This window comes from Pseudomonas sp. HY2-MNA-CIBAN-0224, from assembly GCF_040310285.1.
Classification (GTDB): domain Bacteria; phylum Pseudomonadota; class Gammaproteobacteria; order Pseudomonadales; family Pseudomonadaceae; genus Aquipseudomonas; species Aquipseudomonas helleri.
In genome coordinates this window covers 17363-38918 of sequence record NZ_JBEOPQ010000048.1, presented here as the reverse complement: position 1 = coordinate 38918, position 21556 = coordinate 17363, and the positions used below count along the sequence as shown (strand labels likewise).

Here is a 21556-nt window from a genome sequence, read left to right as displayed (position 1 = left end):
ACTCCTATCAAGCGTTACCTGGCTCAGCGTCTGCCAGATCAGATTCGCTCGCGCTAGGCAGACGGATCGGACGTACTGGGACGACTGTCGAGATAGCGTGTTTGTAAACCATTTGGCTCACGGTGTTTTTCAGCAGGATCACGAACTGGTCGAACGACTCGATAGTCCCCTGCAGCTTGATACCGTTGACCAGGTAGATGGAAACGCCAACCTTCTCTTTACGCAAAGTATTCAAGTAAGGGTCTTGTAGCGAATGCCCTTTTGACATGTGCCGCACTCCTGTAAGGATAAAAAAATAGATACAAAAATTAGATGGCGATGTCGCCATACCCATAGGATAGACGGCAATTTCCGGGACTCAGCTCAATATGGAGACCGATCCCAAGTATTTCAAGGCGCGCGGCAGATTGTCGCAGTCCAGGCTGTCCAGCCAATGTAGATCATCCCAACCGCGCAACCAGGTGAACTGACGTTTGGCCAATTGGCGCGTAGCAATGATGCCGCGCTCCTGCATCTCGGTCGCTGTCAGCTTGCCGTCCAGATAATCCCAGACTTGGCGGTAGCCCACTGAACGTATAGACGGCAACCCGGCGTGCAGGTCACTTCTATCTCGCAGGGCTAAGACCTCGTCGATGAATCCCTGTTCCAGCATTTGCATGAATCTTTGCGCGATTCTGTCATGCAGCACCTGCCGGTTCGCCGGAGCGATGGCCAGTTGGGCGACAGTATAGGGCAATTGGCCGCCGCCAGAAGCTGCTGCTTTAGTAGATTCTTCAGATTGTTTGTGCCGGTGGGCCGTCATGCTCAGGCCGCTCACCCGATACACCTCTAACGCCCGGGTCAGACGCTGCGGGTCATTGGGGTGAATACGCGCCGCCGACTCCGGGTCGACCGCTGCCAACTGATCGTGCAGCGCCTGCCAGCCAAGGCGCTGGGCTTCTTCTTCAAGTTGCGCACGCACCTGCGGGTCGGCGGCCGGCATGTCGGCCAGGCCTTCAAGCAACGCTTTGTAATACAACATCGTGCCGCCCACCAGCAGCGGGATATTGCCCCGTGCGGTGATCTCGGCCATGGATTGCAACGCATCGCGGCGAAAATCAGCTGCCGAATAGCTCTCGGCCGGATCAATGATGTCGATCAACCGGTGCGGATGCGCCGCCAGAATATCTTTGGACGGCTTGGCCGTGCCGATGTCCATGCCGCGATACACCAGCGCCGAATCCACGCTGACCAGCTCACAGGGCAGCACCTTGCTCAGCTCGATCGCCAGATCCGTCTTGCCTGCGGCGGTGGGGCCCATCAAAAAGATGGCCGGGGGTAAAGCCTTGGAACCTGTCATCAGCGACCGCGCAAAAAGAGTTTGTCCAAGTCGTCCAGGCCCATTTGGGTCCAGGTGGGACGACCATGATTGCACTGACCGCTGCGCTCGGTGTTTTCCATGTCCCGCAACAAGCCGTTCATTTCCGGGATGGCCAAACGCCGATTGGCCCGGATCGCGCCGTGGCACGCCATAGTGCCGAGCAATTCGTTGAGGTGCGCCTGGATCCGGTCACTGGTGCCGTATTCCATCAAGTCGGCCAGCACGTCATGCACCAGGCGCTGCGCCTCGGCCTGCTTGAGCAAGGCCGGGATCTGGCGAATGGCCAGAGTCTCCGGGCCCAAGCGCTGCAACTCGAAGCCCAGGCGACGGAACCATTCGCCGTGCTCTTCGGCGCAATCGGCTTCACGCTGGCTGACCGCAATCGACTCAGGCACCAGCAGCGGTTGGCCGCTCAGGCCTTCGCTGGCCATGGCGATTTTGAGGCGCTCGTACATGATCCGCTCGTGGGCCGCGTGCATGTCCACCAGCACCAGGCCGTGGGCGTTTTCCGCAAGGATATAGATACCCTTGAGCTGCGCCAGGGCAAAGCCCAATGGCGGAATATCACCCTGCCCCTCAGGCATCGGCGCCGCCGTGGCCTCGGGCAATGGCGCGAAAAACTCGCGGTAGGCATTTTTGGCTTCGGCGGTCGCCATGGACGGCCCGGAAGTCGGCGGCCGGTAGTAAGACTGATAACCCGCCCCCGCGCCGGAACCCGGTACGTGCGCAGCCGGTGCAGCCTGAGGCTGCTCCAGCAGGTGCGCGGCCAGGCGCATCTCGCCTTGTGGGCCGAACTCACCGGCTTCGATCCCGGTCGGGCGTTCAGCCCCCGGCACCGGCGCAGGCGCGGCCAATTGGTCTTCGGGGCGTACGTCGCCCAGCGCGCGGTGCAGCGTGCCGTACAAAAAGTCGTGCACCATGCGCCCGTCACGGAAACGCACTTCGTGTTTGGTCGGGTGCACGTTGACGTCGACCACCGACGGGTCGACTTCAAAAAACAGCACAAAGGTCGGGTGCCGACCATTGAACAGCACATCGCGGTACGCCTGACGCACCGCGTGCGCCACCAGCTTGTCGCGCACCGCACGGCCATTCACATAGAAGTACTGCAAGTCGGCCTGGCTGCGAGAAAACGTCGGCAAGCCCACCCAGCCCCACAAATGCAGGCCGTTACGCTCGACCTCGATGGGCAGCGCCTGCTCCAGAAACGCAGGGCCACACACCGCCGCCACACGCCGGGCGCGGGCCGTGGCGTCGCGAGCTTCATGCAGATTGAGAATACTTTTGCCGTTGTGGCGCAAGTTGAACGCCACATCAAAACGCGCCAAAGCCAGACGCTTGATCACTTCTTGCAGGTGATCGAATTCGGTTTTTTCGGTCTTGAGGAATTTGCGCCGCGCCGGGGTGTTGAAAAACAGGTCGCGCACTTCAACCGACGTGCCCACCGGGTGCGCCGCTGGCTGAACCCGCGGGGCCATGTCGCGGCCTTCGGTTTCGACCTGCCACGCCTGCTCGGCGCCACGGGTGCGCGAGGTCAGGGTCAGGCGGGCCACCGAACTGATCGATGCCAGCGCCTCGCCCCGAAAGCCCAGGCTCATCACCCGCTCAAGGTCTTCGAGGTCGCGGATCTTGCTAGTGGCGTGTCGCGCCAGCGCCAGCGGCAAGTCGTCACTGGAGATACCGCTGCCGTCGTCACGCACCCGCAGCAGCTTGATCCCGGCCTGCTCGACGTCCACGTCAATGCGCTTGGCGCCCGAGTCGAGGCTGTTTTCCAGCAACTCTTTGATCACCGAGGCCGGGCGCTCAACCACTTCACCCGCGGCAATCTGGTTAGCCAGCCGCGGGCTAAGCAGTTCAATGCGGGCGCTGTTCATCACCTCATCACTCATTGCTTGGTCACCAGCTCAGTGGCCGGAATGCTCAAGTTTTGACCGATTTTCAGTTCATCGCTTTTCAAGCCGTTGGTGGAGCGCAGCGTCGCCACGCCCACTTGGTAACGCACCGCAATCATCGCCAGGGTTTCGCCAGGGCGAACCGTGTGTTCACGGGCCCCTTGGGCGATTTTGCCAGTGTCACGTAGCCAGGCAATGTAGGTGCCCGGTGGCGGGTTTTGCTGGAAGAACTGGCGCACGCCACTGCTGATCGAACGCGCCAGCGCCTGCTGATGGCTGGCCGAGGACAGTTTCGAGGCTTCGTTGGCGTTCGAGATAAATCCGGTTTCCACGAGGATCGACGGGATATCCGGCGACTTGAGCACCATAAACCCGGCCTGCTCCACGCGCTGCTTGTGCAACGGCGTGACCCGGCCGATGTTGCTCAGAACCTTCTGGCCGACGTTGAGGCTGGAGGTCAGCGAGGCGGTCATCGACAGGTCGAGCAATACGCCTGCGAGCATTTTGTCTTTGTCATCGAGGCTCACGTTGCCCGCGCCGCCGATCAAGTCAGAACGGTTTTCGCTGTCAGCCAGCCAGCGCGCCGTCTCGGACGTGGCGCCGCGTTCAGACAAGGCAAACACCGATGCACCAAACGCCGCCTTCGACGGCGCAGCGTCAGCGTGAATCGACACAAACAGGTCGGCACCCTTTTTACGGGCGATTTCGGTACGGCCACGCAACGGGATGAAATAGTCGCCGGTACGGGTCAGCTCAGCCCGAAAGCCGCGCATGCCGTTGATCTGGCGCTGCAACTCTTTGGCAATCGCCAGCACCACGTTCTTTTCGTGTTGGCCCGCAGAACCCGAAGCACCCGGGTCTTCACCGCCGTGGCCGGGGTCGATCACCACAACAATTTCGCGCTTACCGCTCGGCACCGGCGGCAGCTTGATATCAGGCTGGGCAGGCGTGACCGGAACAGGGACCGGGACCGGCACCACAGGCACCTTGGCCACTGTCGTGGCGGGCAGGCTTGGCGTCAGGTCTGCGCCCTGGTCGAACAAATCGACCACCAGGCGATTGCCGTATTGGGCGTTAGGGGCCAGCACAAAGCTTTTGGGGGTGACCGGTTTTTTCAGGTCGATGACCACCCGCAGGTCGGTCGGTGTGCGCTGCGCCGAGCGCATGCTGGTGATCGGCGTATTGGCCGTGGCCACATTCAGCGGCCCGGCCAGGGTTGCACCGTTGATATCAATCACCAGACGGTCAGGCGCCGTCAGCGTGAACACGCTGTGCTGCACCGGGCCGGTCAGGTCAAACACCAGCCGCGTGTTGTCCGGGGCACGCCACAAACGCACGCTTTTCACTTGTGTCGCTGCTATGGCATTAACCGCCATGACACTCAGCAACAGACCCACGACACTCACTAACGCGCGAAAGCGCATACCAAACCCCATCATTATTTGTATTCCAGCGCCACTGCGGCACACCAAGCCTCGCCACGCGAGCCTTGGGGCGACAGCTTCAGCGCGCGCCCGGTGTTATGCGGCCTAATGGTAATGGTCAGGTCGGCCTTTGGCAAAAAGCCTGCACCTTGTTGGGGCCACTCAATCAAGCATAGGGCGTCTTCGTCGAAATAGTCGCGAATCCCCATATATTCCAACTCTTCCGGGTCAACCAGGCGATAAAGGTCGAAGTGAAATGCGCGGATGTCGCCAATTTCGTAGGGTTCAACCAGGGTAAACGTCGGGCTTTTAACCGCGCCGGTGTGGCCCAGGCCGCGAATAATGCCGCGAGACAGGGTGGTTTTACCCGCGCCCAAATCCCCTTCCAGAAAAATCAGCCCATGCCCCTGGGTGATGCGGGCCAAATGCCCGCCAAAGGCGACCATGGCCTCTTCATCCGCCAGATGCAGTGTTAATTCAGACACGGTGTTTGCTCCTCCAACAACTGACGAATGGCTGGTATCAAATCACTGGCCGCCAGCCCACGGCCCAATTGTCCTTGTTGTTCGCCGGCGCGGGCATGCAGCCACACCGCCAGGCATGCAGCATCAAAGGCGCTCATGCCCTGCGCCAGCAGCGCGCCGACCACACCGGCCAGCACGTCGCCCAAACCGGCCGTGGCCATGGCCGGATGCCCCTGCGTACACAGCGCCAATTGGCCCTCCAGCCCGGCAATCAGCGTGCCTGCCCCCTTAAGAACGCACACCGCTGAGTATTTTTTAACCAGCGCACGAGCCGCCGCCGGGCGATCTGCCTGCACCTGTTCAGTGCTCAACCCCAACAAACGCGCGGCTTCGCCGGGGTGCGGGGTGAGCACGCAGCCTGCTGGCAGCGCACAGTCAGCGTTGGACAACAGATTGAGCGCATCGGCATCCCAGACTTGTGGCTTTTTTGCCTGAGCCGCCGCCGACAGCAAGCTGCGCCCCCACGCGGCCTGCCCCAACCCCGGCCCCACCACAACCACGCTGGCTTGCGCCAGCACGCCCATTAACTGGTTGGCCGACGACACGCCGAGGGTCATCACCTCGGGCAAGCGGGTCAAGGCAGCCGGTACATGCTCCGGGCGGGTAGCCAGTGACACCAGTCCGGCACCACAGCGTAAGGCGCTCTGGGCGCTGAGGGTAATGGAGCCGCCAAAACCCCGGTCACCGCCAATCAGCAGCACATGGCCGAACTGGCCTTTATGGGCGTCGGGCGCACGTGCAGGCAGGCGTGGCAGGGTGTCTGCCAGCAGCGGTTGGGAGTCAGCAAAGAGGTGTTTGGTCTGCGGCATGCGTGTCGGGCTCCGATGTCTGGCAGAATTATACGCATCTCAGCTCTGGTTTCTCTTGCCTCATGCCTGCTATTACTGCCGACCTCCCCGCTCTCGCTCAGTCCATCAAGGAATGGGGCCGTGAGTTGGGCTTTCAACAAGTCGCCATTGCCGGCCTTGATCTGGGGGAACACGAGCAACACCTTGAACGCTGGCTGGCCGCTGGCTACCACGGCGACATGGAATACATGGGCGCCCACGGCAGCAAACGTTCGCACCCCGAAGAGCTGGTGCCCGGCACCTTGCGCGTGGTGTCGTTGCGCATGGACTACCTGCCCGGCGACACGCACATGGCGCAATTGCTGGCCCAACCCGAAAAAGCCTACGTATCGCGTTACGCCCTGGGCCGCGACTACCACAAGCTGATCCGCAAACGCGTGCAACAGTTGGCTGACCGCATTCAGGCCGAAATAGGCCCGTTCGGCTTTCGCGCCTTCGTTGACAGCGCCCCGGTGCTGGAAAAAGCCATCGCGCAAAAAGCCGGGCTGGGCTGGATCGGCAAAAACACCCTGGTGCTCAACCGCAAGGCGGGCAGTTACTTCTTTTTAAGTGAACTGTTTGTCGACATACCGCTGCCCGAGGACGAGCCCCACACCACCGAACACTGCGGGCGCTGCAGCGCATGCCTGGACATTTGCCCGACCAAGGCGTTTGTGGGGCCGTATGTGCTGGATGCGCGGCGGTGCATTTCGTACCTGACCATCGAGCTTAAAACCGCGATCCCGGAAGAACTGCGCTCAATGATGGGCAACCGGGTGTTTGGCTGCGATGACTGCCAGATCGTCTGCCCGTGGAACCGCTTCGCCCGCGCGACCGGCGAGGGCGACTTCAAGCCCCGCCACAACCTGGACAACGCCGAGCTGGCCGAATTGTTCATGTGGGACGAAGACAAATTTTTGAGCAGCACCGAAGGCTCGCCCCTGCGCCGGGCCGGTTACGAGCGCTGGCTGCGCAACTTGGCGGTGGGGCTGGGCAACGCGCCTTCAACGATTCCGGTGCTGGAAGCGTTGAAAGCCCGGCGTGAGTACCCGTCTGAGCTGGTGCAAGAGCATGTGGAATGGGCGCTCAAGCAGCATGCTGAGCGAGTATGAAGCAGAACTCTGTGGGAGCGGGCTTACTCGCGATGGCATCGACGCATAACACCTGACTCACCGCGTAGCCTGCATCGCGAGCAAGCCCGCTCCCACAAGGGAATGCCTGCAATTCCCACATAATCCCCAACACCCACCTGCCAGGCATTGAGGCCGAGTAACTCTGGCAGGTCATTCACAACATGGAGACGGCCCGCGCGCTGGTGGATTCGCTGCTGGCCGATTAATGCTCGTCGTTGTACACGAACTTGGGCATTTCCCAGTTAAAGCGAATCGCCAGCAGGCGCAGCAAGAGCCCACCGAACAAGGTGACGAAGATCGCCTGTTCGTTGGGCATGTTCAGGTAGGTGCACAGCAAAAAGCACCACGCGGCCGCGAAGGACACGCTGGCGTAGAGTTCGCGACGGAAGATCAGCGGGATGTCGTTGCAGAAGATGTCACGCAGGATGCCGCCAAACACGCCGGTTATCACCCCGCTCACCGACGCCACCAGCATGCCCTGGCCCATTTCCAGGGCGGTCATGCAGCCGATCAGGGTAAACGCCACCAGCCCCAGCGCATCGAGCACCAAAAACAGTGAACGCAAATGGCGCATCAGCGGTGCGATAAAAATCGTCACCAACGCGGCAAAGGTGGTGAGCACCAGGTATTCCGGGTGTTTAACCCACGTCAGCGGGTAATGCCCCAGCAGCACATCACGGACCGAACCGCCGCCCAGCGCGGTGACGCAGGCAATCAGCACCACACCAAACCAGTCCATGCCCCGACGCCCGGCAGACAGCGCGCCGGTCATGGCTTCAGCAGTAATGGCAACTAAATAGAGCATCAGCAACATGGCGGCGATCCTTGCAATGAGGCGCGCAGTCTACTCAGTTGCTGAGAGCACCAAAAGGGGGCGTATTTTTGTAGCCGCTGCCGCAGGCTGCGATAAGGGCCGAAGGACCTTCTCTTTGAATCTTAAAAGCGGGGGCCGCTGCGCAGCCCATCGCAGCCTGCGGCAGCGGCTACAGGGGCGGGCGCTTAAAACTTGATGAAGTGCTTGCGGTAATGCTGCAGCTCGGCAATCGACTCGCGAATGTCGTCCAGTGCCAGGTGCGTGCCTTTTTTCACCAGGGTATCGCGCACTTCCGGCGCCCAGCGGGCCACCAGTTCCTTGAGGGTCGAGACGTCCAGGTTGCGGTAGTGGAAGTAGCTTTCGAGGGCCTTCATGTGGGTGTACAGAAAACGCCGGTCCTGGCAGATGCTGTTGCCACAGATCGGCGATTTGCCTTTAGGCACCCACTGCTCAAGGAAAACCAGGGTCTGCGCTTCGGCTTCGGCCATGCTCACGGTACTGTCCTTGACCCGCTGGGTCAGGCCGCTGGCGCCGTGGGTGCGGGTGTTCCATTCGTCCATGCGGGCGAGCACTTCGTCGCTGTGGTGGATGGCAATCACCGGGCCTTCAGCCAAGGTGTTGAGGTTGCTGTCGGTGACGATGGTGGCCATTTCGATAATGACGTCGTTGTCCGGATCAAGGCCGGTCATTTCCAGGTCGATCCAGATCAGGTTCTGCGCGTTGTTCATAAAGGCCTCCAGTGCTTAGTCGCGCAGTTTAGCTTAGGCGCCCGGCCCACGTGCTAAACTCGCCAGCGTTTTACCCTTCTTATCGTTATCAACACGGAACACCCATGGCCAAACGCCAGCTCAATCGTCGCCAAAACTGGCGCATCGAAAAGATCCAGGGCGAGCGCGCTGCCCGCGCCGCCAAACGCGAATCCAGCGCCCTTGAAGCGCTTGAGGGCGGCGACTTAGGCCCCGAGCAACTCGGCCTGGTGATCGCGCACTTCGGTGTGCAGGTCGAAGTCGATGCTCAAGAAGGCGAGCTGAAAGGCCAGACGTTCCGTTGCCACTTGCGCGCCAACCTGCCCGCACTGGTCACCGGTGACACCGTGGTGTGGCGCGCAGGCAATCAGGGCATCGGCGTGATCGTCGCCCAATTGCCGCGCAAAACCGAACTGTGCCGCCCCGACAACCGTGGCCAGCTCAAGCCGGTCGCGGCCAACGTCGACATGATCGTGATCGTCTTCGCGCCAATGCCCGAGCCTCACGCCAACCTGATCGACCGTTACCTGGTGGCTGCCGAGCACGCCGGGATCCGTCCGTTCCTGCTGCTGAACAAGGCAGACTTGATCGACGATCAAAACGCACCCGCTCTGAATGCACTGCTGGGGGTTTATCGCCAGTTGGGCTACCCGGTGCTGGAAGTATCGGCTCATCACGGCGACGGCATGCAGCAGTTGCAAGAGCAACTCAACGGCCGTATCAGCGTGTTTGTGGGGCAATCGGGCGTGGGTAAATCCTCGCTGGTCAACAGCTTGCTGCCGGAGGTCAACCTGCGGGTCGGGCCGCTGTCGGAGCTGTCCGGTCAGGGCACGCACACCACCACCACCGCGCGGTTGTTCCACTTCCCGGGCGGCGGTCAGTTGATCGACTCACCGGGTATTCGTGAATTTGGCCTGGGCCACGTCAGCCGGGCTGACGTTGAGGCGGGCTTTATCGAGTTCCACGATTTGATCGGCCGCTGCCGCTTCCGCGACTGCAAGCACGACCGCGAGCCGGGCTGCGCGTTGTTGATGGCCCTGGAAGACGGCCGTGTGCAGCAACAGCGCATGAACAGCTATCGTTCGATCATTGCGAGCTTGCCGGAAAGCAGTTACTAAAGATCAAGAGCCCCTCACCCTGGCCCTCTCCCGAAGGAGAGGGAACCGATTGGGGGTTGCTGCAGATTTTCTCTGGTCTGAACGCCTGGTGGCGCCCTCGAAATTTACTCGGTTAGCTCCCTCTCCCTCCGGGAGAGGGTTGGGGTGAGGGCGGCGCCGGATCATCAAACAAGTTCAGCTTCTGGCGCTCTTCATGCATCGGCTTTGGCTGTTGGTCGGGCGGCAAGGTGATCGGGTCGTCCAGGGCTTTGGGCAACTGTTCAGCCTTGACCGGGTCCGGCCCTTGTTCACCCTCAATCGCTTGTTGGGCCTTTTTGGTCAGCACCACGATGTCGATCCGACGGTTGACCGGGTTGTTCGGGTGGGCCTTGTCGAACAGCACTGACGAGGCATACCCCACCACCCGCGCCACCTGGCTGTCAGGGTAGCTGCCCGCCACCAGCGTGCGCCGCGCCGCGTTGGCACGGTTGGCCGACAATTCCCAGTTGCCGTAATCACCCGTGCCCGCATAGGGCATGGCGTCGGTGTGGCCGCTGATGCTGATCTTGTTCGGCACCGCCGCAATGGTGTCGGCCATGGCCAGCAAAATATCTTCGAAATACGGCTTGAGACGCGCACTGCCCACGTCAAACATCGGGCGGTTTTCGGCGTCCATCACCTGGATACGCAAGCCGTCCGGGGTGATTTCGAACAACAGTTGGTCTTTGAATTTCTTCAGTTGCGGGTTTTCTTCGACCTTGTTTTGCAACTCCTGAAGCAGTAACTCAAGGCGCTCCTTCTCAACCTGCTCGGCCATGCCCTGGATCTGGTCCGCGTCGATTTTGATCTTGTCCGGCACGGGCTCCTTTTTCTCTTCCGGGTTGAGGGTGTTTTCCGGCGCCAGTGCGGGGGTGCCGCCCAGGTCGATGGTGTACGGCGTGCCGCTTTCAGAGAAACCGATCGGGTCTTTAAAGTAGCCACCAATGGCGATTTTCTGCTCTGGCGTGGCGGCGGTCATGAGCCACAACACCAGAAAGAACGCCATCATCGCGGTGGCAAAGTCCGCAAAGGCGATCTTCCAGGCGCCACCGTGGTGGCCTGCGCCATAGCGCTTGACGCGCTTGATGATGATCGGCTGATTGTTTTCCATAACTCAGCGACCGCGAACCACTTGTTCCAGCTCGGAAAAGCTCGGCCGGTGCTTGGGGTACAGCACTTTGCGGCCAAATTCGACGGCCAGCGAAGGCGGCATGCCCGAGGCCGAGGCCACCAGCGAGGCTTTGATCGACTCGTACACGTTGATCTCTTCTTTGGCGTCATGAGCCAGCGACGTCGCCAGCGGACCAAAGAAGCCGTAGGCCGCGAGGATACCGAAGAACGTCCCCACCAGTGCCGCACCCACGTGCATGCCGATGGCCGCCTGATCGCCCTCACCCAACGACGCCATTGTCACAACAATGCCAAGTACCGCGGCCACAATGCCGAAGCCCGGCATCCCGTCGGCGATGCCGGTGATGGCGTGGGACGGGTGCTCGAGTTCTTCCTTGAGGTTGAACAGTTCCATGTCGAACAGCCCTTCCAGCTCGTGGGGCGCCATGTTGCCCGACGACATGATGCGCAGGTAATCACAGATAAACGCGGTCATGCGCTCATCTTTCAATACGGTCGGGTACTTGGCAAAAATCGGGCTGGCCGCAGGGTCTTCAACATCAGCCTCAATGGCCATCATGCCTTCGCGGCGGCTTTTATTGAGGATCTCGTACACCAGGCCCAGCACTTCCAAATAGAAGGTGTGGGTAAAGCGTGTGCCGAACATGCTGAGTGATTTTTTGATCACGTGCAGGGTCATGTAGCCGGGGTTGGCCTGCAGGAATGCACCAAAGGCAGCCCCGCCGATGATCATGACTTCGAAAGGCTGAATCAGCGCTCCGATCTTGCCGTGAGAGAGTACGTAGCCGCCGAGCACGCTCGCAAACACGACGATGATGCCGATAATTTTAGCCATAGGTCGTTAAGGTACTTGTTGAGTCAGGTTCAAGTTCATATTCCAGCAAAGCTAAAACTCTTCTTATCCTTATCGGCTAATCTGCGCCAGACTATAGTCGTTCAAGCTGAAAAGCCATTTGGCCCTGTAGGGCCTTTAACAATTGATGATGACCGCGCGACCATCATGGCGAATGAAACCGTTCCATCGACAGTCATACCTGCTTCTCTGGACGCGTGGGTCAGCCACCTCGACGCGGTACGTTTGCCGATCCCGCAGCGCAGCCATGTGTTAGTCGGCAAGACCCTCAGCGACAGTCGCCGCTCATTGCGCGAGATCGCCGAAGTCATGCAAGACAGCCCTGCGCTGGCCTTGAGCCTGATCCGCGAAGCCAATCAACACGCGCAAAGCAGCCTGACCGAGCCCGCCGAAAGCCTTGAAGTGGCACTCAATCGCCTGGGGCTAAAACGCACCCAGGAACTGCTCGAAAGCATGCCGGTGCTGCCGGCCGAAGACATCCCCGTTGCCCTGCGCCAAGTGCTGCTCATCAGCCAGCACGCGGCCCAGCAAGGAATTGGCCTGTTCGGCAACCGCCTGGCCAGACTGTGGCAAGAAGTGTACTGGGGCAGCTTGTTGTTCTTCTCGCCGCTGTGGGCCATGGCTATGACGCACCCCAAACAGCTGGAAGAATGGGAAGCGCGGGTGATTCATAAAGGCGAATGCGCCGACAAGGTTGAACGGGCGCTGTTCGGCGTGCGCCTGTTCGAGATCTGCCGTGCGCTGGCCCAGTTGTGGCGGCTGCCCGAATGGATCATGCAGGGCTACGCGGTAATCACCGACGATAAGCGCACGTTGATCCGTGTGCTGCATATTGCCCGCGACACCCATCGCCCATTGCACCAGCAGCAACAACTGGATGCCGACCCGGCCCTGCGCCGCTGGCTGAGCCATCCCGCCAACAGCCTGTTGCTGGCCAACGGTTTGGCGCTGTCCGCGCAACAGGGTTGGGACTCGCCGCACAACCTGCGCTGGCAGTACCTGACCAGCCTGTACCTGCAACTGCCGCTGCATGAAGTGCAGCAGCAAGTGCACCAGAACGCCGCGAGCAGCGCCCGCTATCACTCAACCCCGGACCTCTGGCACCCGGCGCTGGCCTTGCTCATGCCGTGGGAGGCGCGCCGCGTAAACACCCACGGGCAACCGGCCCCGCCACCGTCCGCGCAAGCCTTGCAGGCCTGGCGCAAATACTGCGGGCAACTGCTGGAAGAACCGACGGCCTTCGCCAACCCTATGCACCTGACCTTATGCGCCCGTGAAGCCCTGCAAGCGTGCGGCATGCGCCGGATCATCCTGCTGATGGCCGATAAAACCTCAAGTTTGTTGCGCGCGTTTCAAGTGCTCGGGCTGCCCAAGACTGCGTTCGACATGACCCTCAATGTCAGCGACAGCCCTGCCCTGCAACGCTTGATGGCGCAACCGGCGCAAGTGCGCCTCACGCCTGAAAACAACGCGGTGATTTCGGCAGCCATGCCCGCTAACCTGCGCAGTCTGTTCCCCGGCGAGCATCTGCTGTTACGCTCGCTCAGCAATAACGGGCGCGTGGTCATGCTGATACTGGCCGACCAGGACGGCGGGCCGTTTTCGGAAACCAGCGTGCAAGCGTTTGGTAAAACCGCGCAATGTATCGAGAAAGCGCTGCACACCTTTACTGCTCGCGGGCGCTAACGCTTGCGCTACAATTCACCCCTTTTTTTGCTCTGGAGAACACATGCCTGACTTCTCTGGCTTGCCGTTAGTCATTGAACCCCGCGACCTCAAAGCCCGGCTCGATGCCCCCCATGTGATCGTGGTCGACCTGAGCAGCGCTGCACGCTACGAAGCCGGGCATATCCCGGGCGCCCGCTTTGTCGAGCCCAAACGCACGCAACTGGGTTTGCCGCCAGCACCGGGCCTGCTGCCGACCCAAGCCGCGCTCGAAGCGCTGTTTGGCGAATTGGGGCACACCCCAGACGCGGTGTACGTGGTCTATGACGACGAAGGCGGCGGCTGGGCCGGGCGTTTTATTTGGTTACTGGATGTTATCGGGCACCGGGCTTATCACTATCTGGACGGCGGCATCCACGCCTGGATTGCTGAAGGCTACGACGTTACCCAAGACGTACCGCCAGCGGTCGGCGGCCCGGTTGCCTTGACCTTGCACGACGAACCCACTGCCACCCGCGAGTACCTGCAAAGCCGCCTGGGCGCTGCGGACCTGGCCATCTGGGACGCCCGCAGCGTCGCCGAATACCGTGGTGAGAAAGTGCTGGCAGCCAAGGGTGGGCACATCCCGGGCGCCGCGAATTTTGAATGGACCGCAGGCATGGACAAAGAACGCAGCCTGCGTATCCGCACCGACATGCCCGAGATTCTCAAGGACCTCGGGATCACGCCGGACAAAGAAGTGATTACCCACTGCCAGACCCACCACCGCTCTGGCTTTACTTATCTGGTCGCCAAAGCGCTCGGTTATCCGCGCGTTAAAGCCTATGCCGGTTCCTGGGGCGAATGGGGCAACCACCCAGACACGCCTGTTGAGCCGCCTGTAAAACACTAAGGATTTTGCATGAAAAAGCGTTTGTTCCTTCTGAGTCAGTACCTGTTGCCGCACCATCTGTTGTCGCGCCTGGCGGGCTGTATTGCCGAATGCCGTGTGCGCTGGTTTAAAAATGCGTTCACCACCTGGTTCGCCAAGCGCTACCAAGTGGACATGTCCCAGGCGTTGATTGAAGACGTCACCGCCTACGAGCACTTCAACGCCTTCTTCACCCGTGCCCTGAAAGACGGCGCCCGCCCGCTGGACCCAACACCCGGCGCAATCCTCAGCCCGGCAGACGGCGCAATCAGCCAGCTCGGCCCGATTGAACACGGTCGCGTGTTCCAGGCCAAAGGCCACAGCTACAGCGTGCAAGAACTGGTGGGCGGCGATGCCGCTGTGGCAGCACAGTTTATGGGCGGTGAATTCGCCACTATTTATCTGTCGCCAAAAGACTACCACCGCGTGCACATGCCACTGGCGGGCACCCTGCGCGAGATGATCTACGTGCCGGGCCGTCTGTTCTCGGTGAACCAGACCACTGCTGAAAACGTGCCGGAGCTGTTTGCCCGCAACGAGCGTGCGGTGTGCATTTTTGATACCGAACGCGGCCCGATGGCGGTGGTATTGGTGGGTGCCATGATCGTGGCTTCGATTGAAACAGTATTTGCCGGCCTGGTGACGCCGCCTAAACGCGAGCTGAAAACCTTCCGTTACGACGAAGCGGCCCGTGCGCCAATCCACCTGGAAAAAGGTGCAGAGCTGGGTCGTTTCAAACTGGGCTCGACGGCCATCGTGTTGTTTGGCCCGGAGCAAGTGAAGTGGGCTGAAACCCTGGCGGCCGGTACGCCGGTGATGATGGGCGAGAAGATCGGCGAATAACACTTCAGACCCTGTAGGAGCGAGCTTGCTCGCGATCTTTTGATCTTTAAAAGCTCGCGAGCAAGCTCGCTCCTACACAGGTTTCACCGGGCGTTAGCCCTGACCGTTACGGTCACGCTGGCCCAGCAGGTACAGCACACCATCCAGACCCAGGGTCGTGATCGCGTATTTAGCCGATTTTTTAACCAGCGGCTTGGCGCGGAACGCCACACCCAACCCGGCAATGGCCAGCATCGGCAAGTCATTGGCGCCGTCACCGACCGCAATGGTCTGCTCCAGGCTCAAGCCTTCCTTGCGCGCCAGCTCTGTTAGTAAATCGGCTTTGCGCTGTGCGTCCACAATCGGCTCGACTGCCACGCCAGTCACTTTGCCATCCACCACTTCCAGCTCGTTGGCGAACACATAGTCGATGCCCAGCTTGGCCTGCAATTGCTTGGCGAAGTAGGTAAAGCCACCCGACAAAATGGCGGTTTTGTAGCCCAGACGCTTGAGCTCGGCAAACAGCACCTCAGCCCCTTCGGTCAGTCGCAGCGACGCGCCGATCGAGTCCAGCACGCTCACATCCAGCCCTTGCAGCAGCGCCAAACGCTCTTTGAAGCTGGCCTTGAAGTCCAGCTCACCGGCCATGGAACGCTCGGTGATGGCCGACACTTTGTCGCCCACGCCTGCGGCCTTGGCCAACTCGTCGATCACTTCGGCTTCGATCAGCGTGGAGTCCATGTCGAATACCGCCAGACGGCGATTGCGACGGAACAGGGTGTCTTCCTGCAAGGCGATATCAACCTGGAGTTCTTGCGCCAGGTTAAAGAAGGCAGTGCGCAAGGCGTCGATGTCAGCCAGCTCGCCGACCACGCGCAGTTCAATGCAGCTTTTGCTCAGTTCGGTGGGGGCGTCCAGCGGGACACGGCCCGACAAACGATCGGTCTGTTCGATGTTCAGCCCGTGCTGGCTGATCACCGACGTCACACGTTGTAACTCATGGGCCGTCACTTGGCGGCTCATCAGTGTAACCACATGGCGTTTTTGGCTTTGCTCGCTGACCCAGCGCTGGTAGTGATCTTCAGTGATCGGGTCAAAACGCAGTTGCAGGCCCTCATTGGCAATCAAGGGCTGGAGGTCTTTAAGCACTGCGGAGACTTGCTCGGCTTCGGGAATATTCACCAGAAAACCCAACGACAAAACGCCATGGATGACGGCCTGACCGATGTCGAGAATATTCACCCCATTGCTGGCCAACACGCCGGTAATGGCCGCAGTGAGACCCGGACGGTCTTCACCGGTGATGTTTATCAGGACGATTTCGCGCAAGGCACACCCCCATTCGCTAAAAAAAACGCATTCTACCCACTTTCAGTGACCATCGGGCATCGCCAAGGCTTTGCCGCCTAAGGGCTGCTCGCTATACTGCGCACCAACTTAACGGACTAAGAGCCGCGCTCAGTGAACCGGCCATCGCCTGTCAAAACCGATAACTTCTTCCTGCTGATCTTCCGGGCCCTTCGCGATAGACGCGTTCCGATAGCTCTGCGTATTGCCAGCCACAACGTGATTCTGGTCGCGTTGGCGTTGGTCATTTATGCGGTCGTCATGGGTTTGCAGTTCAAACAGGCCATGCACGAGCAAGCCGATGCGCTGGGTCAGAGCCTGACCACACAAACAGCCACATCGGCCACCGAGTTGCTGGTATCCAACGACATCCTCAGCCTCAACGTGCTGCTCAATAACCTGACGAAAAACCCGCTGGTGGCCCACGCCGCTATTTATAGCGTCGACAACCGCATCCTCGCTGAAGCCGGGCAACGCCCGAAAAGCGGCCTGCTGGGCGAAACCGAAGGCGTGTATCAAACCAAGATCACCTTTCAGGATGTAACCGCCGGGCATTTGCGCATCAGCCTGGACATGAACCAGTTCGAACAGCCGATGACCATCAGCTTGCAGAGCATGGGCATCCTGAGTGCCATTTTGCTGGCGCTGGCCTTGGCCTTGAGCTTGCGTTTGGGCAGGAACATTACGACACCTTTGTTGCAACTGCGTGTCTGGCTGCGTGAGCCGGACCCTTACACCCCGGCCATCAACCGCCAGGATGAAATCGGCGACCTCGCCCGCCAGTTGCACACACGCCTGGCCCCGCCAGCGCCTGAGCCGGAACCCGAGCCAGAACCCGAATACGACGACGAAGAAGCCGAAGACGACGAGCCGGCGTTCGAAGTGCGTAACTTGCGTGATCCGGGCTTTGATGAAACCCCGCCTGCACCGACGCTAAAAGCTGCGCCGCGTCAGGTCATCAGCGCCGAAGAAGACGAAAACGACGACGAAGACCCGTTTGCCGACCTGCGCGACACAGCGTCCGAGGCGCCAGCGCCGGTGGTCAAGGCCCAACCGGCCAAGCCTGCCGCACCGCAACCGAGTGCTGTACTGGCCGTGCAACTGGGCGCCCAGGAGCAACTGCGTCGCCTGCCACGTGCCCGCTTGATGGAACTGCTGGAGCGTTATCGCGATTGCCTCAACCAAGCGGCGTCGCTGTACCAGAGCGAGCTGCACACGCTGAACGATGGCAGCACGCTGATGCTGTTCCACAGCGACGACAGCGGCGAAGACTACCTGACCAACGCCATTTGCTGCGGTGAACTGCTACGTGCGTTGGGCCATGCCTTGCAGATCGAAGTCGCGGACAGCGGCATCACCCTGCAACTGCAATTGGGCCTGGTGTTGGGCGAAGGCCTGAGTGGCATGAGCCAGATCGACCTGCTGCTGACCGAAACCGCCCAGGACGCCCTGGCCTTGTCGCAACACAGCCGCAACCTGCTGCTGGTAGAGCGCAAGATCAGCGACGACGCACTGATTCGTCAGCGCGCGCGCATCCGCCCGATCGCCAGCCCCGAAGGCGCCTGCTGTGTTGAGCGCCTGATGGAGCCCTACCCGTCCATGCTCGAACGCCAACTGGCGCGGATGCACGAGAACCGCGGGTAGGCCACTCGGAACATCCTGTGGGAGCGGGCTTGCTCGCGATTGCCGCGCCTCGGTGGGTCAGACGTACCGAGTCGACTGAATCGCGAGCAAGCCCGCTCCCACATAGAGGTTGACGTACCGGCCACACGCAAAAAAAATCCCGCACACGTGCGGGATTTTTGTTTTCTGGCCATCACCTCAGAAGCGGAACACTTCCATGTCGGTGCGAATCGGTGAAGCCGTCGGGATCTTGGGTCTGTTCACATCCTGCTTGGGCGCAGGCTTGGGCTCGGGCTTGCGTAGCTCGATCAAGGGAGGCTGGTTGGCCAATGGCTTGAGCGCCACGGTCAGTTGTTCGCTCAGTTGCTGCAACAACTCACCCTGGGCGCGAACCTGATCGGCTGTGCTGCCATCGTGTTTCTGCTCAAGGTGGACCATGCGGCTGTCACGCACCTGGCCGCGACGGTCGAGCAAACGCCATTGGGCATCCAGGATCGCGGGCTGGTTTTTACCCGAGTCCAATCGGGTGATCGACAGCAGCACTTGCACGTCCGGGGCAAACCCCGCCGTGGCCGGGGCTAGTACCACGCGCTGGCTGTCCAGACGCCAGGCCAGCTGGCGCACCAGCAACTGGTCAATGTCAGACGACAAACTGCCCGCCCAACGACCATCGGTCGCCGCGCTCAGGCTGCCATCGGTTTGGCGCTGCAACAGGGTTTCACGTTGCAGGTAGTCAGCCACGGTCACCGGGCCAAGGAGTACGGCCATGCCAGCGCTTTGCTTGGGCTGGCCGGGGTTGCCGCTGTCCAGTTGGTACAAGGACGCTGGCTGGTGCACGCTGCACCCTGCCAGGCCAAGCACACCGGCCAGCAACGCAATTAAAGGAAGGCGCAGAACGTTCATCATTCCATCCAGGTGGCCGCCACACGGCACGCCACAGTGTCATTCTCAGAAAATATCGGGCACATCGCCATTAGCTGTGCGAAAGAGCGCCATATCATCCGTGAATATGCAGCCTGACTCCAGCGCCGCAGCGCCGATCTGCGCGAAAAAACCCAGATCGGCGCACCGTGCTTAGTTAGGCGTCTCTACCAACAGGGCGTCTACGCGCTGGAAGCCACGCGGCAGCTTGTTGCCTCGGCGCCCGCGCTCACCTTTGTAATGCTCAAGGTCATCGGCCTTGAGCGACAAGGTGCGCTTGCCCGCCTGCAACACCAGCGTGGCGTTGTCGGGCAGCACGGCGAGGTCGGTCACGTACTCTTCGCGACTGGCCACGCGCTCGCCCGGAATGCCGATGATCTTGTTGCCTTTGCCCTTGCCCAGTTGCGGCAGGTCGCTGACTTTGAAAATCAACAGTCGGCCTTCGGTGGTTACCGCCGCCAGCCAGTTGTTTTCTCGGTCTGCGACCGGGCGCGGAACCATCACTTGCGCGCCTTTTGGCAAGGTCAGCAAGGCTTTACCGGCTTTGTTCTTGGCTTGCAGGTCTTCACCTTTCACCACAAACCCGTAACCGGCGTCCGAGGCGATCACGTACAGCGCGTCGTCGTCAGGCAGCAGCACGCATTCAAAGGTGGCGCCCGGTGGCGGGGCCAAACGCCCGGTCAGCGGCTCGCCCTGGCCACGGGCCGACGGCAAGGTGTGCGCCGCCACCGAGTAGCTGCGCCCGGTGGAATCAATAAACACGGCAAATTGGTTAGAGCGCCCGGCCGCCGCGGTTTTATAACCGTCGCCGGCTTTATAGGACAACCCGGTGGCGTCCAGGTCGTGGCCTTTACCGCAACGTACCCAGCCTTTTTCAGACAGCACCACGGTGACGGCTTCAGTCGGGATCAGCTCGTTTTCCGACAGGGCCTTGGCTTCTGCACGGGCCACGATCGGGGAACGACGGTCGTCGCCGTAGGTTTCGGCGTCGGCCAGCAATTCGCTGCGCACCAGCTTTTTCAGCTTGGCTTCGCTGCCCAGCAAGGTTTGCAGCTTGGCTTGTTCTTTGCGCAGGGCGTCTTGCTCGTCGCGCAGCTTCATCTCTTCAAGGCGGGCCAATTGGCGCAAGCGCGTGTCGAGGATGTAGTCGGCCTGGGTTTCAGTCAGGGCAAAACGGGCGATCAGTTCAGCCTTTGGATGCTCCTCGGTCCGAATGATGTGGATCACTTCGTCGAGGTTCAGGTACGCGGTGAGCAAACCGTCCAACAGGTGCAGGCGGCGCTCGACTTTATCCAGGCGGAACTGCAAGCGGCGGCGCACGGTTTGTACGCGGAACTCCAGCCACTCGACCAGCAAGGCACGCAGGTTTTTCAGTTGTGGCTTGCCGTCCAGACCGATGATGTTGATGTTGACCCGGAAGGTCGACTCCAGCTCAGTCACGGCGAACAAGTGCTGCATCAGCTCGTCGAGATCGACCTTGTTGTTGCGCGGGATGATCACGATACGGCACGGGTTTTCGTGGTCGGACTCGTCACGCAGGTCGGTGACCATCGCCAGCTTGGTCGGCTTGGCCTGCATCAGCGCAGCGATTTGCTCCAGCACCTTGGCGCCCGACACCTGGTGCGGCAACGCCGTAACCACGATGTCGCCGTCTTCTACGTGGTACACCGCACGCATGCGCACCGAGCCACGGCCGGTCTGGTAGATCTTCAGCAGGTCGGCACGCGGGGTGATGATTTCGGCTTCGGTCGGGTAGTCCGGGCCCTGAATGTGCTCGCACAGTTGCTCGACGGTGGCTTTTGGGTCATCGAGCAAACGCACGCAGGCGCTGGCGACTTCGCGCAGGTTGTGCGGCGGTACGTCGGTGGCCATGCCCACGGCGATGCCGGTGGTGCCATTGAGCAGGATGTTCGGCAAACGTGCCGGCAACACCGCAGGTTCATCGAGAGTGCCGTCAAAGTTCGGCACCCAGTCTGCCGTGCCCTGCCCCAGCTCGCTGAGCAGCACTTCGGAGTACCGCGACAGGCGCGCTTCGGTGTAACGCATGGCCGCGAACGACTTGGGATCATCCGGCGCCCCCCAGTTACCCTGGCCGTCGACCAAGGTGTAGCGATAGCTGAACGGCTGAGCCATCAGCACCATGGCTTCGTAGCAGGCCGAGTCGCCGTGCGGGTGGAACTTGCCGAGCACGTCACCGACGGTACGCGCCGATTTCTTGTGCTTGGCGTCAGCGTCCAGCCCCAGCTCGCTCATGGCGTAGACAATACGCCGCTGTACCGGCTTGAGGCCGTCGCCGATGTGCGGCAAGGCCCGGTCCATGATCACGTACATGGAGTAGTTGAGGTAGGCCTGTTCTGTGAAGTCGGCCAGTGACCGGCGTTCTACGCCGTCCAGGCTGAGATCAAGGGAGTCGCTCATGCGGACCTCA

The 21556-nt window shown here is 60.9% G+C and carries 19 protein-coding genes; 6 read left to right on the top strand and 13 right to left on the bottom strand.

The features are described 5' to 3' along the window. Positions 1 to 7 precede the first annotated feature (7 nt). From hfq to AAEZ03_RS19095, 6 genes are all read right to left on the bottom strand, one after another. Positions 8 to 268, bottom strand: coding sequence for an RNA chaperone Hfq (hfq, locus tag AAEZ03_RS19120; protein WP_048366600.1), 261 nt, complete (start codon positions 266 to 268; stop codon positions 8 to 10). Between the two features lie 90 nt (positions 269 to 358). Beyond that, positions 359 to 1339 carry a tRNA (adenosine(37)-N6)-dimethylallyltransferase MiaA gene (gene miaA, locus AAEZ03_RS19115; protein ID WP_350580756.1) on the bottom strand — a complete coding sequence of 327 codons (981 nt, stop codon included), beginning with the start codon at positions 1337 to 1339 and terminating at the stop codon, positions 359 to 361. Beyond that, complete coding sequence (gene mutL, locus AAEZ03_RS19110; protein WP_502947934.1) at positions 1339 to 3249, bottom strand: DNA mismatch repair endonuclease MutL; 1911 nt, start codon at positions 3247 to 3249, stop codon at positions 1339 to 1341. The genes miaA and mutL overlap by 1 nt, the downstream gene beginning before the upstream one ends. Next, a complete protein-coding gene (locus AAEZ03_RS19105) occupies positions 3246 to 4688 on the bottom strand; it encodes an N-acetylmuramoyl-L-alanine amidase (protein ID WP_228392679.1) in 1443 nt (480 codons plus the stop codon). The genes mutL and AAEZ03_RS19105 overlap by 4 nt, the downstream gene beginning before the upstream one ends. 2 nt (positions 4689 to 4690) lie before the next feature. Beyond that, complete coding sequence (gene tsaE, locus AAEZ03_RS19100; RefSeq protein ID WP_350580753.1) at positions 4691 to 5161, bottom strand: tRNA (adenosine(37)-N6)-threonylcarbamoyltransferase complex ATPase subunit type 1 TsaE; 471 nt, start codon at positions 5159 to 5161, stop codon at positions 4691 to 4693. Further along, positions 5149 to 6009 carry an NAD(P)H-hydrate dehydratase gene (locus AAEZ03_RS19095; RefSeq protein WP_262124798.1) on the bottom strand — a complete coding sequence of 287 codons (861 nt, stop codon included), beginning with the start codon at positions 6007 to 6009 and terminating at the stop codon, positions 5149 to 5151. The genes tsaE and AAEZ03_RS19095 overlap by 13 nt, the downstream gene beginning before the upstream one ends. Before the next feature lie 62 nt (positions 6010 to 6071). Here AAEZ03_RS19095 and queG point away from each other — a divergent pair, with 62 nt between their 5' ends. Then, positions 6072 to 7139: a tRNA epoxyqueuosine(34) reductase QueG gene (gene queG, locus AAEZ03_RS19090; RefSeq protein ID WP_350580750.1), complete on the top strand. Its 1068-nt coding sequence runs from the start codon at positions 6072 to 6074 to the stop codon at positions 7137 to 7139. Between the two features lie 223 nt (positions 7140 to 7362). Here queG and AAEZ03_RS19085 read toward each other — a convergent pair whose 3' ends face one another. Next, entirely contained in the window at positions 7363 to 7974 is a 612-nt protein-coding gene (locus tag AAEZ03_RS19085) for a trimeric intracellular cation channel family protein (protein WP_048366606.1), read from the bottom strand. 185 nt (positions 7975 to 8159) lie between these two features. Beyond that, positions 8160 to 8702, bottom strand: coding sequence for an oligoribonuclease (gene orn, locus AAEZ03_RS19080; protein WP_350580748.1), 543 nt, complete (start codon positions 8700 to 8702; stop codon positions 8160 to 8162). Positions 8703 to 8806: 104 nt separating this feature from the next. Between orn and rsgA the strand changes: the two genes are divergently transcribed. Further along, entirely contained in the window at positions 8807 to 9838 is a 1032-nt protein-coding gene (gene rsgA, locus AAEZ03_RS19075) for a small ribosomal subunit biogenesis GTPase RsgA (RefSeq protein WP_350580746.1), read from the top strand. A gap of 112 nt (positions 9839 to 9950) precedes the next feature. On the opposite strand, the gene motB is transcribed toward rsgA, so the two are convergent. Further along, on the bottom strand, positions 9951 to 10967 hold the full coding sequence (motB, locus tag AAEZ03_RS19070; protein ID WP_350580743.1) for a flagellar motor protein MotB: 1017 nt from the start codon (positions 10965 to 10967) through the stop codon (positions 9951 to 9953). Positions 10968 to 10970: 3 nt separating this feature from the next. After that, positions 10971 to 11822, bottom strand: coding sequence for a flagellar motor stator protein MotA (gene motA / locus AAEZ03_RS19065; RefSeq protein WP_123751150.1), 852 nt, complete (start codon positions 11820 to 11822; stop codon positions 10971 to 10973). A gap of 165 nt (positions 11823 to 11987) precedes the next feature. Here motA and AAEZ03_RS19060 point away from each other — a divergent pair, with 165 nt between their 5' ends. Genes AAEZ03_RS19060 through asd form a run of 3 tightly spaced genes read left to right on the top strand, consistent with a single transcriptional unit; the run spans position 11988 to position 15258 of the window. Then, positions 11988 to 13526: an HDOD domain-containing protein gene (locus tag AAEZ03_RS19060; RefSeq protein ID WP_048366611.1), complete on the top strand. Its 1539-nt coding sequence runs from the start codon at positions 11988 to 11990 to the stop codon at positions 13524 to 13526. Positions 13527 to 13569: 43 nt separating this feature from the next. Further along, the gene (locus AAEZ03_RS19055) at positions 13570 to 14397 is read left to right on the top strand and encodes a rhodanese-like domain-containing protein (RefSeq protein WP_282363771.1); all 828 of its coding nucleotides are present in this window, start codon (positions 13570 to 13572) and stop codon (positions 14395 to 14397) included. Positions 14398 to 14406: 9 nt separating this feature from the next. Further along, the gene (asd, locus tag AAEZ03_RS19050) at positions 14407 to 15258 is read left to right on the top strand and encodes an archaetidylserine decarboxylase (RefSeq protein WP_048385252.1); all 852 of its coding nucleotides are present in this window, start codon (positions 14407 to 14409) and stop codon (positions 15256 to 15258) included. A gap of 93 nt (positions 15259 to 15351) precedes the next feature. Here the strand turns inward: asd and serB are convergent, their stop codons facing one another. Continuing rightward, on the bottom strand, positions 15352 to 16566 hold the full coding sequence (gene serB / locus AAEZ03_RS19045; RefSeq protein WP_123751149.1) for a phosphoserine phosphatase SerB: 1215 nt from the start codon (positions 16564 to 16566) through the stop codon (positions 15352 to 15354). Between the two features lie 132 nt (positions 16567 to 16698). Between serB and AAEZ03_RS19040 the strand changes: the two genes are divergently transcribed. Further along, entirely contained in the window at positions 16699 to 18228 is a 1530-nt protein-coding gene (locus AAEZ03_RS19040) for an AhpA/YtjB family protein (RefSeq protein WP_350580739.1), read from the top strand. A 177-nt stretch (positions 18229 to 18405) separates the two neighbouring features. Here the strand turns inward: AAEZ03_RS19040 and AAEZ03_RS19035 are convergent, their stop codons facing one another. Together AAEZ03_RS19035 and parC are read right to left on the bottom strand one after the other, a co-directional pair. Next, positions 18406 to 19110 carry a PqiC family protein gene (locus tag AAEZ03_RS19035; RefSeq protein ID WP_178126534.1) on the bottom strand — a complete coding sequence of 235 codons (705 nt, stop codon included), beginning with the start codon at positions 19108 to 19110 and terminating at the stop codon, positions 18406 to 18408. Positions 19111 to 19281: 171 nt separating this feature from the next. Then, positions 19282 to 21546, bottom strand: coding sequence for a DNA topoisomerase IV subunit A (gene parC / locus AAEZ03_RS19030; protein ID WP_350580737.1), 2265 nt, complete (start codon positions 21544 to 21546; stop codon positions 19282 to 19284). Positions 21547 to 21556: the final 10 nt, after the last annotated feature.

What these genes read in the sequence shown, in the direction of transcription:
- hfq (WP_048366600.1), bottom strand. Translation starts at nt 268, where the DNA reads ATGTCAAAAGGGCATTCGCTACAAGACCCTTACTTGAATACTTTGCGT.
- rsgA (WP_350580746.1), top strand. Translation starts at nt 8,807, where the DNA reads ATGGCCAAACGCCAGCTCAATCGTCGCCAAAACTGGCGCATCGAAAAG.
- AAEZ03_RS19035 (WP_178126534.1), bottom strand. Translation starts at nt 19,110, where the DNA reads ATGAACGTTCTGCGCCTTCCTTTAATTGCGTTGCTGGCCGGTGTGCTT.
- AAEZ03_RS19105 (WP_228392679.1), bottom strand. Translation starts at nt 4,688, where the DNA reads ATGGGGTTTGGTATGCGCTTTCGCGCGTTAGTGAGTGTCGTGGGTCTG.
- queG (WP_350580750.1), top strand. Translation starts at nt 6,072, where the DNA reads ATGCCTGCTATTACTGCCGACCTCCCCGCTCTCGCTCAGTCCATCAAG.
- AAEZ03_RS19085 (WP_048366606.1), bottom strand. Translation starts at nt 7,974, where the DNA reads ATGTTGCTGATGCTCTATTTAGTTGCCATTACTGCTGAAGCCATGACC.
- mutL (WP_502947934.1), bottom strand. Translation starts at nt 3,249, where the DNA reads ATGAGTGATGAGGTGATGAACAGCGCCCGCATTGAACTGCTTAGCCCG.
- motA (WP_123751150.1), bottom strand. Translation starts at nt 11,822, where the DNA reads ATGGCTAAAATTATCGGCATCATCGTCGTGTTTGCGAGCGTGCTCGGC.
- parC (WP_350580737.1), bottom strand. Translation starts at nt 21,546, where the DNA reads ATGAGCGACTCCCTTGATCTCAGCCTGGACGGCGTAGAACGCCGGTCA.
- asd (WP_048385252.1), top strand. Translation starts at nt 14,407, where the DNA reads ATGAAAAAGCGTTTGTTCCTTCTGAGTCAGTACCTGTTGCCGCACCAT.
- AAEZ03_RS19060 (WP_048366611.1), top strand. Translation starts at nt 11,988, where the DNA reads ATGGCGAATGAAACCGTTCCATCGACAGTCATACCTGCTTCTCTGGAC.
- motB (WP_350580743.1), bottom strand. Translation starts at nt 10,967, where the DNA reads ATGGAAAACAATCAGCCGATCATCATCAAGCGCGTCAAGCGCTATGGC.
- AAEZ03_RS19095 (WP_262124798.1), bottom strand. Translation starts at nt 6,009, where the DNA reads ATGCCGCAGACCAAACACCTCTTTGCTGACTCCCAACCGCTGCTGGCA.
- orn (WP_350580748.1), bottom strand. Translation starts at nt 8,702, where the DNA reads ATGAACAACGCGCAGAACCTGATCTGGATCGACCTGGAAATGACCGGC.
- miaA (WP_350580756.1), bottom strand. Translation starts at nt 1,339, where the DNA reads ATGACAGGTTCCAAGGCTTTACCCCCGGCCATCTTTTTGATGGGCCCC.
- AAEZ03_RS19055 (WP_282363771.1), top strand. Translation starts at nt 13,570, where the DNA reads ATGCCTGACTTCTCTGGCTTGCCGTTAGTCATTGAACCCCGCGACCTC.